The organism is Streptomyces sp. NPDC101490 (genome assembly GCF_044767145.1).
Lineage (GTDB): Bacteria > Actinomycetota > Actinomycetes > Streptomycetales > Streptomycetaceae > Streptomyces.
Genome location: NZ_JBIWNI010000004.1, coordinates 78,812 through 90,668, shown reverse-complemented (window position 1 = coordinate 90,668; position 11,857 = coordinate 78,812). Strand labels below are relative to the sequence as shown.

The following is an 11,857-nucleotide window of genomic DNA, read 5'->3' as shown; positions in this document are numbered from 1 at the left end:
TCATGCTCCACGCACCACAGTCGCCCCTGCTCCCGGCGGCCCGCGCCATGGCGCCGCTCGCCGCCGAGCACTCCGCCGCCGCCGAGGAGCGGCGCAGGCTGCACCCCGCGGTGGCGGAGGCGCTGATCGCCGCCGGATTCCCTCGGCACTTCGCCCCGGACCTGCCGGACCGCTCCCCCGGCACGTTCACCGGACTCGTCGAGGCCGTCGCCGCGCTCGGCGAGGGGTGCGCCTCGGCGGCGTGGGTCGCCTCGGTCACCGCGAGCGCGGGCCGGCTGACGGCGCACCTGCCGGAGCAGGGCCGGGCCGCCGTCTGGGAGAAGGGCGAGGGCACGGTGGTGGCCGCCGGGCTGATGCCCTCGGGAACGGCGCGGCAGGTCCCCGGCGGCTGGCGGGTCCGGGGCGAGTGGGCGTACATCAGCGGGGTCGACTTCGCCGACTGGACACTGCTCGCGGCACGGACGGAGGAGGCGGGGCGGCCGAACGTGCGGGTGTTCGCGGTGCCCCGGGCCGATCACACCGTCGTGGACGCCTGGTTCGTGATCGGCATGCGGGGCACCGGCAGCCACACGGTGGTGCTGGACGACGACGTCGTCGTACCGGACGAGCGGTCGGTGCCACTGGCGGCGATCCTGCGGGGCAGGCCCGCCGCGGCGGACGCGCCCTGTCACCGGATGCCGCTGAAGGCAGGCAACGGGCTGACGCTGACGGCGCCCCTGCTGGGGGCGGCGCGGGGCGCGCTGGGGCGGTGGCGGGAGCTGACCGGGGCGAAGCTGGCGGCTCCGGGCGGGGCGATCTCCGACGGGCCGGGGCCCGTTCCGTACGAGCAGGCGTTCTCGCGGGCGGAGGGTGAGCTCGACGCGGTGGAGCTGCTGCTGGGCCGGGCGGCGGGCGTCGTCGACCGGGGCGGCGTCACCTCGGTGGAGACGGCCAGGAACGCGCGCGACTGCGCCCTGGCGGCGGAACGGCTGGCCACGGTGGTGGACGGGCTGCTGCGCACGGCCGGGACCCGGGCTCAGTCCGAGGCGGAGGCCTTGCAGCGGCACTGGCGCGATGTGAACTGCGGCGCGGGGCACAGCGGGCTCCAGTGGGCCCCCGCGGCGAGCGCCTACGCGCGGCTCGCGGGGGCAGTGGGCCGCTGAGGGCCCGCCGCTACCGCGCCGATGGCCGCGGCCGGCCCCGTGAGGGGTCGGCCGCGGCCATCGGCGCGTAGGGGGTCGGGCGGGGTGGCACCTCTCATACGGCGGTGGCGGCGTGGTGCTCGCGCTGGGCGGGGAGCCTGCGCATCGAGGGGTGGGGGGAGGACGGCGGGTTCAGGACCGCGAGCTGGAGCCGCTGGAGTTCCGGCGAGGGTTCCAGGCCCAGTTCCCGGTCGAGGATGCGGTGCAGGGTGCGGTACGCCTGGAGCGCCTCGGCGCGGCGGCCCGAGTGGTTGAGGGCGGAGATCAGCTGGGCGTGGAACCACTCGTTGAGCGGGTACTCGTTGACCAGTTCGGACAGTTCCGGGATCGCGTCGCGTTGTCGGCCGAGCTGGATCTCCGCCTCGATGCGCAGTTGCAGGCCTCGGATGCGCAGCTCTTCCAGGTGGACGATGCGGCCGGTGAGCACGTCGCCCGCGGGGATGTTGGAGAGGGCGGGGCCCCGCCACAGGGCGAGGGCCCTGCGCAGGAGACCGAGGGCGTGTTCGGGCTCACCGCCCTGGAGTGCGTTCTGGCCGCGTGTGATGAGGTTCTCAAATATCTTCACGTCGACCTCATCATCCTTCACCTGAATGACATATCCAGGCGCCCGGGTGACGAGAAGGGTTCGATCGCGCGCCACGATCCCTTCGTTGATGAATAATTTACGCGCGTGGTAAATGTAGGTCTGAAGGGTTGTCAGGGCGCTTTTCGGTGGCGCTTCTCCCCAGAGCTCCCGTATGAGCGAATCCGAACTCACCGTCTCGTTCGGCCTGGTGAGAAGCAGTGCTAGGGACTGACACACCTTCGGTGTGCTGGGTAGATGGGAACGACCGTCTTCAGCGATGATTTCGAATGGACCTATCAGATTGAATCGCATTGAATTGCCCCCGCAGTGTCGTTCAGCCGACTCGCTATTTCAGCCATCTGGCCAACAGCTCAAGAGTAGGACACCGGCTGCGGCGCCGAAGTCTTATGAGAGGGAAATGTCATGTCTCCTTGACAGGGGGAACGAAAAGAGCCAGGGATGTGAGATCCGGCCGTTCTCGGCTTATCCCGCATTTTTCGGCCGGGACCGGGAGCCGCGGTCCAGGACCGTGCCGCGCTTCCGGCCGGGCGGGCGGCCGGGCAGGCAGGCGGGCAGCCGGGCGGGCGAGACCTCGCAGCCGATGGAGCGCGCATCCACGACGATGTGCGCTCCGCCGTACGCCTTGCTCCTCGGTCTCCGCGAAGGTGCCCTTGCCGGAGAGGAGGCCGAGGCGTTCGCGGACCGCCGGTTCGCCCCGGGCGTGCCGGGCCTCGGAGGCCCTGTCGCCCGGCCCGGCCCGGACGCGGTCGCGGTCGCGGTCGGGGCTCGCCGGTCAGGCGCGGCAGGTGGGAAGGCCTCCGTGGTGGGTGACCATCTCGGAGAACAGCACGGCGACGTCCATCGGTTCGCCGGGCGTCGCGCCCCGCGCCTCGGCGTACGCCCGGTGCAGGTTGGGGACGATGCGCTCGGAGTCGAGCAGTCCCGCGTACTCACCGAGGTCGGCGTCGCGCGCCGCCTCCAGCGGGGTGATCCCGGCGTCGATGCCCTCGGCCGCCAGTTCCTGGACGCGGCGCAGATAGCCCTCGGTGACGTCGAGCAGCTCGGGCCCGCCCACGGGGCCGTGGCCGGGCACGACGGTGTCGGCGCCGAAGGCCCTGAGCCGCTCCATCACCTCGATGGTGCCCGCGACGGAACCCGTCAGACAGAACGGGGTCGCCCCGGACATCACCAGGTCCCCCGCGTACAGCACGCGCCGGTCGGGGAGCCACACGACGGTGTCGCCCGCCGTGTGCGCCGGTCCCAGGTGGACGAGTTCGGCACGGACCCGGCCCACGTGCAGGGTGAGCCGGTCCCGGAAGGTGAGGTCCGGCAGGGCCACGGTGAGGTCGCCCCACCGGACGTCGGGCCACAGCGCGGTCAGATGGAGGCCGGTCGCGTCCATCTCGGTGCGGGCGTCCTCATGGGCGACGATCACGGCGTCGTCGGCGAACAGATGGTTGCCGAAGGTGTGGTCGCCGTGCGAGTGGGTGTTGACCACGAATCGCGGAGACCTCGGCGACACCCGGGCGACGGCCTCCTTGAGCGCCAGCGCCCTGGCCCGGGTCGCGGCGGTGTCGATCAGCGCCGCCTGTCCGTCCGAGACGACGAGGCCGGCGTTGTTGAGACACCATCCGCCGTCGGGCTGCTCATAGGCGAAGACGTCCTCCGCGATCTCCCGCAGCCGGGGGGCCGTGGGGTCGGAGTGGTGGCGGGTCACGGGCAGCTCCCTGGGATGTGGGTCGTCGCTGTACGTACGTCGGGGGCGCGGCCGCCGGGCCCGTCCCGAGCGGCCCCCGGCACCCGGGCCGGGACCGCTCCGGCGACGGCCGCGCTCACGGTCCAGCCGCAGGGCGTCCGGTGGGTGACGAACCGCCAGCCCCGCCCGGCGGCCGGGACGCCGTCCGGGCGGTGCAACAGGGCGACGGAGCCGGTCGCGGCACCCGGCACGGAGAAGCCGAAGGACCCGGGGGGCAGTCTCAGCCCCAGGCCCCAGGCCTTGCCGTACGCCTCCTTGAGCGTCCACAGACCCACCGCCGCCGCGTTCCGCTCCCCCTCGGGGAGGCGGCGCAGCGCGGCTCGCTCCGGTGCGGTGAACACGTCCCGCGTCACGGGCCGTCCGTACACCGGACGGTCCGTCGCCTCGGTGTCGGCCCCGATGCGGCCGAGGCGGCTGAGGCCGAGGACCAGCACGGGACCGGAGTGGCTGAGGCTCAGTTCCAGGCCCGGGAAGCCCCGGAGGTACGGCTTCCCGCCCGGCTCCCGGGAGAGTTCCGGTACGTCGGGCCCGACGCGCAGCGCGACCGCGGCGGCGTGGGCGAGGAAGGCCCGCGAGGCGGTACGGACGGGCGTCGCCCAGTCGTCGGCGTACCCGTACAGCAGGGCGTGTCCTTCGGCGTCCATGCGGCGGAGCAGTTCGCCGGTCCAGGGACCGCCGGGCCCCGAGGCGCGCAGCGGGGCCGGGCCGGATGCGGGTGCGGGTGCGGGTGCGGGTGGTCCGGGCGTCACGGGCGGCACGGGCGTCGTCCGGCGCGGGCGCCCCCGCGCGCCCGCGCCCGCCGCCGTCGCGGCCCTCGCCCCGTGTCCGGCCCGCCCGCCGTGTCCGGCCAGCGGCACGGCGTACAGGTCGAGGCTGTGGTCCCGGCGGACGCGGGTCACCGCCTCGGCGAGCAGGACCCCGAGCGGCTCGGGGTCCTCGGGCCGGAGGTCCGGCAGTCCGAGTCCGAGTCGGACCGCGGCCCGGTCGAGGGCGACGAGGAGCCACGCCGGGTGCGCGAGGAACCCGGCGTCCGGCCGGGCCACCGCCGACGCCCAGACACCCGCGCAGGCCGCGGCCGAGGCCAGGAGCGCGTACCGCTCCCCCTGGGCGCCCTCCCGGCGCGGGTCCCGGCGCTCACGGCCGAGCTCCGCGAAGGCGGTGGCCAGGAGTGCCAGCCGACTCCGCAGGGCCGGCGGATGAGCCCTGGTGACCTGCCGGGCGGCGGCGTGCAGCGCGGCGGGGAGCGGATCGGGGCCGGACGCCGGGCGCGGGGGGTTCAGCGGCGGCAGCGGACCGTTCGGGATGAACAGGCCGGGCGGCAACCCGCTCTCCGCCGCGACGGGTGGCAGGGCGGGCGGCCCCGTCCCCCCGGCCCCGGTCGTGTCGAGGGCGCGCAGGTGCCGGTGGAAGGCGCCGTGCCGGCGTTCCTGCCGGAGCCAGCCGGTGCCGAGCACCCCGAGCAGGTCTCCGGTGCTCCGCCGCAGCAGGCGCGGCACCAGATGGTCGGCGGCGGCCGTCCACGGGGCGGCACTGCCGGGCAGCAGATGGCCGCCCCGTACGGCCGCCAGGACGAGGGCGTCGGCGGCGAGGAGGTCCGCGAAGGCGCCGGTGACGGCGGTGCGGGTCCACCGGGAGGTGAGGGGGCGCGCGCCGCCGTGCCCGGCGAGGACCGCGCCGAGCACGGCCCGCAGGGCGCTGTCGGCGGAGCCCACGGCCGCTGTCCCGGAGCCGGGGACGCCCGTCCGGGCGGCGGCCCCCGCTCCGTGGGCGCGGGCCGCCAGGAGGTCGCGGCGGGCGACCGCGCGCAGCAGCACGGCCGCCGTGTCCCGTCGGGTCATCCGGCCGCCGCGTGCGGCCGGGACGAGTTCGTGGCGCAGGACCTGGGCGGCGAGGGCCGCCGTACCGAGGGGTGGGCCCCCGTACCGGCCGTCGTACGGCGGGCCGAGGACCCGCTCCAGCCGGGCCGCGGGGCCCGTCGGCTCCGTCCCCGACGCGTCAGAACACCTGGTCATGGCTGATGACCCGGGACTTGAGCGCCGGCCTCCCCCCGTCGACGACCAGCACGTCGTGGACCGTGCAGCTGGGGCTGATCTCCGGCTTGCCTCCCGGCCGTACGGTCACGACCAGGGCGTAGACGGTGGAGTGCACGGTGCCGTCGGGGCGCGGGTCCAGGGCGATCTGGTTGAACCAGTGCCGACGGCGCACCGGGTCGCCGTCGAACTTCTTGTGGAACGCCACCAGTTCGCGGACGATCCCGGCCCGGCCCCGGGCGGGCTCGATGCCCGGGGAGTGCTGGAACTCGCCGTCCTCGGTGAAGGTGGCGGCGTACTCCTCGAACCTGCGGTGGTCCAGGTGGTGCATCTGATGGGCGTAGAAGTGCTGTACCAGGGAGTGGAGTTCGGTGAGGGAGGCGGGGGCGGTGGTGCTGCTCAAGGGGTCTCCTCGGATAGGGGCCGTCAGGCCGGGGCGGCGGACCCGGCGAACGCGGCGGCGTGCCGCAGGGTGGCCAGGCTGTTGCGGCCGAGCGCGTCACGGACGTGGGCGCGGGCGTCGGCGAGGCCGCGGCCCTCGCCGAGGACCTCCGGCACCCCGGTCGGATCGAGCACCACGGTGTGGCGGGCGGTGGCGACGGTGGTGCCGTCCCCGCCGGGCGCGAACTCCCACAGACCGCTGTGGCCGAGCAGCAGTCGCGGGGTGACCCGCTGTTTGTAGGCGATCCACGACGGCTCCTCGCAGACGCGCACCGAGCGGGTGGTGTGCGCGGAGCCGTCCGCCGTGACGGTGTCCATCTCCAGGTCCTGGATCCCGGGCGGCTCCTCGGTCAGCCGGACGCGGCTGACGTGCGGCAGTCGGCGTGCCCACAGGTCCGCGCGGTGCACGAAGGCGTACGCGTCGGAGGCCGCCCCCCGGAACGTGAGGGTGTCGGTGAAGGTGAGGACCATGTCCCGCACGGGATGGCCGAGTTCGGCCACCCGGGCCAGGGCCCGCAGCTCCTCGGCGCTGTTGCGGTCCAGCGCCTCGCCGATCCACTTCACCGTCTCCGGGTCGTCGCCCTCGGCGGCGAAGTCGTGCAGCAGCACGAGGCGGGTGCCGCCGTCGGGCAGGGCCTCGAAGCGCCACTCACCGCCCATGGCGGCGATCGGGGCGCGGCTGCGCTCCTGCCGGAAGGTGATGCGCAGGCCCTCCGGGTCCAGGGTGCGCCGCGAGGTCCAGTCGGAGACCGTGCCGTTCACGGTCGCCCAGATCCGGAACCGCTCGGCGTGCTCGCCGCGCTCCAGGTGCTGTACGTGCACGGTCGGTCCGAAGACGGCCGGCCAGGCGGCGACGTCGGCCACCAGCCCGTACAGCGTCTCGGGGCCGGCGGAGACGTCCAGGGTGTGCTCGGTGCGGTGCCGTCGCGGTGTCATACGGTCGCGCTCCTCCTGCGGGAATGCGGGCGGGGACATGGGCGGGGACGTGGGCGGGGGCGTGGGCGGGATCAGGCGGCACGGGCCACGAGGCCGTTGACCAGGTCGGCGAGCGCCCGCGGGGTCGTGACCTCGGTGATCTCGTCGTCGGGCACGAGGACGCCGAACTCCTGCTTGATCTGCGCGGCGCTCTCCATCAGGGCGAGGGAGTCGTATCCGAGGTCCTCGAAGGTGAGGTGGCTGATGTCGGTGCCGGGGCCCGCGCCCTCCATGTCGCCCGCACACGCGACGAGGATGCGGCGGATGTCGTCGATGGTGATCTGTGCCATGGGTTCTCTCCTTGGATTCCTGCGAGGGGCCGGGGTCGGCGCGGTCTACGGCTCCGGGAGCGCCGGGGGCGCGGTGCCCGCTACGGCTCGTCGACGGCGCTGACCACCACGGCGGCGTTGAATCCCCAGCGCCCCCGGGCGAGGACGAGGGCGTGACGGACGTGCCGCTCCCGGGGCTCGCCCCGGACGAGGTCGATGCCGTAGTCGTCGGGGACCTCGCCGACCACAGGGGTGGGTGGTACGACGCCGTCGCGGATGGACAGGGCCGCGGTGACCACGTCGAGCGGGCCGCCGCCCGCGTACAGGCGGCCGGTGAGCGCCTTGGGCGCGGTGACGGGAACGCGGCCCGCGCCGAACAGGCCGCTGAGGGCCCGGGCCTCGGCCGCGTCGAGTTCCGGGATTCCGGCGCCGTCGGCGAAGACCGCGTCGATGTCCGTGGGGCTCAGTCCGGCGTCGGTGATCGCGGTCTCGGCGGCGCGCCGGAGCCCGGGCGGGCGGCCCGTGCCGGGGGCGGGGTCGAAGGTGGCGCCGTATCCGGTCAGCGCCGCGTGCAGCCGCTCGGCGCCGCGGGCGCGGGCGCGGTCCTCGTCCTCCAGGACGAGCATCGCGCCGCCCTCGCCGGGCACGTGGCCGGAGGCCAGGGTGTCGAAGGGCAGGTAGCCGCGGGCGGGGTCGTCCTCGGTGGTGACCCGGCCGTCGGCGGTCTGGGAGACGTATCCCCAGGGGTCGAGGGCGGAGTCGACGCCTCCGGCGAGCATCAGGGGGGTGCCCCGGCGGACGGCGCGGCGGGCGTAGCCGAGGGCGTCGAGTCCACCGGCCTGCTCGCCGACGAGCGCGGCGCTGGGGCCGCGCATGGCGTGCCGGATGGAGATCTGGCCGGTGTTGACGGCGTAGAACCAGGCGAAGGACTCGTAGACGCTGACGAACTCCGGTCCCTTGCTCCAGAGTTTGGCGAACTCCCGGTGGGTGAAGTCGAAGCCGCCGAGGGCGTTGGAGGTGATGACGCCCATGTCGTAGTCGGGGAGGTCGCCCGGGGAGACGGCGGCGTCGGTGAGGGCCCACGCGGCGGCGGTGAGGGCGAGCTGGGTGGAGTGGTCGGTCTGCGGGAGCAGTCGGCTCGGCAGGTGCTCGGCGGGGTCGAAGTCGTCGATCTGTCCGGCGAGGGTGGCCGGATAGCCGGAGACGTCGAAGCGGGTGACCCTGCCGATGCCGCTGTGGCCGGCCAGGACCGACTTCCAGTAGGTCTCGGTGCCCAGGCCGTTGGGGGCCGTGACGCCGATCCCGGTGATGACCGTACGGGCGGTCATGCGGTGCCTCCTTCCGGGGTGCGCAGCACCATCGCGCTCTGGAAGCCGCCGAAGCCGCTGCCGACGGTCAGGACGGTGTCCACCCGCTGTTCGCGCGCGGTCAGCGGCACGTAGTCCAGGTCGCACTCGGTGTCGGGGTGGTGCAGGTTGGCCGTGGGGGGCACGACGCCGTGCCGGATGGCGAGGGCGCAGGCGGCGATCTCCAGGGAGCCGATCGCGCCGAGGGAGTGACCGACCATCGACTTGATGGAGCTGACCGGCACCCGGTAGGCGTGGTCGCCGAGGCTGCGCTTGAACGCGGCGGTCTCGTGCCGGTCGTTCTGCTTGGTGCCGGAGCCGTGGGCGTTGACGTAGTCGATGCCCGTCGGGTCGATGCGGGACTCGTCGAGCGCGGCGCCGATCGCCTCGGCCATCTCGCGGCCGTCCCGCTTCAGCCCGGTCATGTGGTACGCGTTGCAGCGCGTGGCGTAGCCGGTGACCTCGGCGTAGATCCGCGCGCCCCGGGCCAGCGCCGTCGTGTACTCCTCCAGGACGAACACGGCGGCGCCCTCGGCGAGGACGAAGCCGTCGCGGGAGGCGTCGAAGGGGCGGGAGGCGTGCTCGGGGTCGTCGTTACGGGTGGTGGTGGCCTTGATGGCGTCGAAGCAGGCCAGCACGATCGGGGAGACGGGGGTGTCGGCGGCTCCGGCGACCATGACGTCGACACCGCCCTCGCGGATGAGCTGCACCGCGTGGCCGACGGCGTCGAGTCCGGAGGTACAGCCGTCGGACACCATGGTCACCGGCCCCTCGGCGCCGACCACCCAGGCGATCTCGGCGGGCATGACCCCGGGGCTCAGGTAGTCGAACATGTGCGGTGACAGATAGCCGGGGTCGACCCGCCAGTCGCGTCCCCGGTCGGACATCACCAGGTACTCGTTCTCCAGGCTGGTCGCGGAGGCGACGGCGCTGCCGAGGCTGACGCCGATCCGGTGCGGGTCGCCGCCGCCGAACTCCAGACCGCTGTCGGCGACCGCCTCACGGGCACAGGCGACCGCGAACTGGGTCGCCCGGTCCATCCGGCGGATCTCGCGCGGTGTCAGCCCCTCGTCCTCGGGGTGGAAGTCGACCTCGCCCGCCACCTGGGACCGGAACGGGCTCGCGTCGAAGAAGGAGATGCGCCGGGTGGCGGTGCGCCCGGCGGTCAGCAGGTCCCAGAACGCCTTCGCACCGGAGCCGCCGGGGGCACGGACCCCGATTCCGGTGATGACCACGCGGCGGCTCATCGGGGGCTCCCCGCACTGCCGGTCGCCCGGGAACCACCCTGCCTGCAGCAGAACATCGCGTCTCTTTTCCTTTCGTCTTGCCCGGCGGGATCCACCGGGCCACGCCCGTGGGGGCAGCGCCGTCGGCTGTTCCCACCCTGCGGACCGGGGCTCGAACACGGCTCGAAACCGGATCGCCGTGCCCGATCCCCGCCCGGGGCGGGGCCGGTGCGGGAGGTTCGGGAGTGCGGTCAGGCGACGTAGGGGCGCCAGGTCCTGGCCTCGTGGAGCGCCTGCCCCCACCACATGAGCTGGTCGAGCAGTTTCTTCACGGCCGCTTCGGCCTCCTTCGCGTCCAGTGGTTCGCCGTCGGCGCCGAACCGGGTGTGGACGTGCGGGAAGTTGACGCTGTCGCGCAGCGGCACCGCGTGGAGTTCGGTGAAGACCGGCCGCAGCTGCTCGACGGCGCGGATGCCGCCGGACATGCCGCCCGCGTATCCGACGAAGGCCACCGGTTTGGCCTGCCACTCGGCGTAGACGCAGTCGATGGCGTGTTTGAGGGCGGCGGGATAGCCGCGGTTGTATTCGGGGGTGACGACGACGAAGACGTCGGCCGCGGCGATGCGCTCGGCGTAGGCACGTACTTCGGGCGAGGCGTACCCGCCGTTCTCGTCGGGCGCGGACAGGGCCGCGGGCAGGCGTGCCTCGGCGATGTCGACGACATCGACGACGAGGTCGCCGCGGGCGCGGGCCTGACGGACGAACCAGTCGGCGACCACGGGGCCGAAACGGCCCTCGCGGGTGCTGCCGATGATGACGGCCAGGCGGCTGGGCGTGGCGGTCGGCATGGGGGCTCCTAGCGTGAGGTGGGGAACCTGTCCCGGGGGCTGGGGGCTGAGGGCTGAGCGGCTGAGGGCTAGGGAGGAGGGGCTGCGAGGTGGAGGAGGAGGGCGGAGGGCGGAGCCCGCTCAGCCGTCCCGGCCCGTCAGCAGGACCACGCGTCCGGTGTGGGCGCGGGACTCGACGATCTCGTGGGCCTTGGCGGCCTCTTCGAGGGGCAGCGTGCTGTGGATCGCGTGCCGGACCGTTCCGTCGGTGAGGTGCCCGACCAGCGTCTCGTGGTGGGCCAGGTACTCCTCGCGGCGGCTCGTCCGCCACTGCCCCAGGGCGAAGCAGGTGAGGGACCGCATGCCGATGAGTTCCATGGGCGAGACGGCGGGAACGGCGCGTCCGCCCGCGGAGGAGCCGTAGAACACGAGCCGTCCGAAGGGGGCGAGCAGTCCCACTCCGGTGCGCAGGCCCTCCCCGCCGACGCCGTCGAGGACGATGTCGACGCCCTGGCCTCCGGTGGCGTCCCGCACCCGGTCCGACCAGTCGTCGCGGGAGTAGTCCACGAGGACGTCGGCGCCCAGTTCCCGTACGAAGTCCAGCTTGCGGGCGGAGCCCGCGGTGGCGATGATCCGCCCCGCGCCCGCCGCCCTGGCGGCCTGGACGGCGAGGTGGCCGATGCCGCCGGAGGCGGCGTGCACCAGGACGGTCTCGCCCCGCCGCAGGGACGCGGTGGCCAGGACGCCCATGGCGATGGGTCCGGAGCCGGGCAGGGCGGTGGCCCGGGCCGCGTCCATCCCGGCGGGGACCGGCAGCACGGTGTCCGCGTCCACGGCGACGTACTCGGCGTACGCGCCGTGCAGGGTGAAGGCGCCGACCCGGTCGCCCTCGCGGATTCCGGTCACGCCCTCGCCCAGGGCCGCGACCGTGCCGACGACGTCGCCGCCGAGGACGATCGGGAACGTCGGCTTCCACATGGGTGCGGGGAAGATGTCCCGCCGCATCTGGGTCTGGGCGAACCCCACGCTCACCGCCTCCACGGCGATGAGCACCTGCCCCGGGCCGGGGCTCGGCACGGGTGTCTCCTCGACCCGCATGACCTCCGGGGTCCCGAACGCGTGGATACGGATGGTGCGCATCTTTTCCTCCGGTCTTCGTCGCCGGGACCAGCCTCGCGAGCCGGGCTTGAGCACGGCTCGGAGACAGCTCGGGGACGCGTCGAGAGGCACGCGGAGGACCG

General features: G+C 74.2%; 11 protein-coding genes and 1 pseudogene. 1 reads left to right on the top strand and 11 read right to left on the bottom strand.

Annotation, left to right across the window (positions count from 1 at the left end):
• Positions 1–2 precede the first annotated feature (2 nt).
• Entirely contained in the window at positions 3–1,142 is a 1,140-nt protein-coding gene (locus ACIRQY_RS11585) for a hydrolase (RefSeq protein ID WP_403924068.1), read from the top strand.
• Positions 1,143–1,236: 94 nt separating this feature from the next.
• Here ACIRQY_RS11585 and ACIRQY_RS11580 read toward each other — a convergent pair whose 3' ends face one another.
• The 11 genes and pseudogenes from ACIRQY_RS11580 to ACIRQY_RS11530 all read right to left on the bottom strand — a co-directional run bounded on the left by ACIRQY_RS11580 (position 1,237) and on the right by ACIRQY_RS11530 (position 11,756).
• On the bottom strand, positions 1,237–1,767 hold the full coding sequence (locus ACIRQY_RS11580) for an AfsR/SARP family transcriptional regulator (RefSeq protein ID WP_403924676.1): 531 nt from the start codon (positions 1,765–1,767) through the stop codon (positions 1,237–1,239).
• An 18-nt stretch (positions 1,768–1,785) separates the two neighbouring features.
• Positions 1,786–2,058: pseudogene (locus ACIRQY_RS11575) on the bottom strand (winged helix-turn-helix domain-containing protein); the annotation flags it as partial.
• Between the two features lie 481 nt (positions 2,059–2,539).
• On the bottom strand, positions 2,540–3,463 hold the full coding sequence (locus ACIRQY_RS11570; RefSeq protein WP_403924065.1) for an MBL fold metallo-hydrolase: 924 nt from the start codon (positions 3,461–3,463) through the stop codon (positions 2,540–2,542).
• Positions 3,460–5,514: a 4'-phosphopantetheinyl transferase family protein gene (locus tag ACIRQY_RS11565; RefSeq protein ID WP_403924063.1), complete on the bottom strand. Its 2,055-nt coding sequence runs from the start codon at positions 5,512–5,514 to the stop codon at positions 3,460–3,462. Before ACIRQY_RS11565 ends, ACIRQY_RS11570 begins: the two co-directional genes overlap by 4 nt.
• The gene (locus tag ACIRQY_RS11560; protein ID WP_403924060.1) at positions 5,498–5,935 is read right to left on the bottom strand and encodes a nuclear transport factor 2 family protein; all 438 of its coding nucleotides are present in this window, start codon (positions 5,933–5,935) and stop codon (positions 5,498–5,500) included. The genes ACIRQY_RS11565 and ACIRQY_RS11560 overlap by 17 nt, the downstream gene beginning before the upstream one ends.
• Positions 5,936–5,958: 23 nt before the next feature.
• On the bottom strand, positions 5,959–6,909 hold the full coding sequence (locus tag ACIRQY_RS11555; RefSeq protein WP_403924058.1) for an aromatase/cyclase: 951 nt from the start codon (positions 6,907–6,909) through the stop codon (positions 5,959–5,961).
• Positions 6,910–6,980: 71 nt separating this feature from the next.
• Positions 6,981–7,238 (bottom strand): acyl carrier protein, encoded by a 258-nt coding sequence (locus ACIRQY_RS11550; protein WP_351790930.1) that lies wholly within the window; start codon positions 7,236–7,238, stop codon positions 6,981–6,983.
• 80 nt (positions 7,239–7,318) lie between these two features.
• Positions 7,319–8,545, bottom strand: coding sequence for a ketosynthase chain-length factor (locus ACIRQY_RS11545; RefSeq protein ID WP_403924055.1), 1,227 nt, complete (start codon positions 8,543–8,545; stop codon positions 7,319–7,321).
• On the bottom strand, positions 8,542–9,810 hold the full coding sequence (locus tag ACIRQY_RS11540; RefSeq protein ID WP_351790935.1) for a beta-ketoacyl-[acyl-carrier-protein] synthase family protein: 1,269 nt from the start codon (positions 9,808–9,810) through the stop codon (positions 8,542–8,544). Before ACIRQY_RS11540 ends, ACIRQY_RS11545 begins: the two co-directional genes overlap by 4 nt.
• 230 nt (positions 9,811–10,040) lie before the next feature.
• Positions 10,041–10,637, bottom strand: a complete 597-nt coding sequence (locus ACIRQY_RS11535) for an NADPH-dependent FMN reductase (protein WP_403924053.1) — start codon at positions 10,635–10,637, stop codon at positions 10,041–10,043.
• A 120-nt stretch (positions 10,638–10,757) separates the two neighbouring features.
• Positions 10,758–11,756 carry a zinc-binding alcohol dehydrogenase family protein gene (locus tag ACIRQY_RS11530; protein ID WP_403924050.1) on the bottom strand — a complete coding sequence of 333 codons (999 nt, stop codon included), beginning with the start codon at positions 11,754–11,756 and terminating at the stop codon, positions 10,758–10,760.
• Positions 11,757–11,857 lie beyond the last annotated feature (101 nt).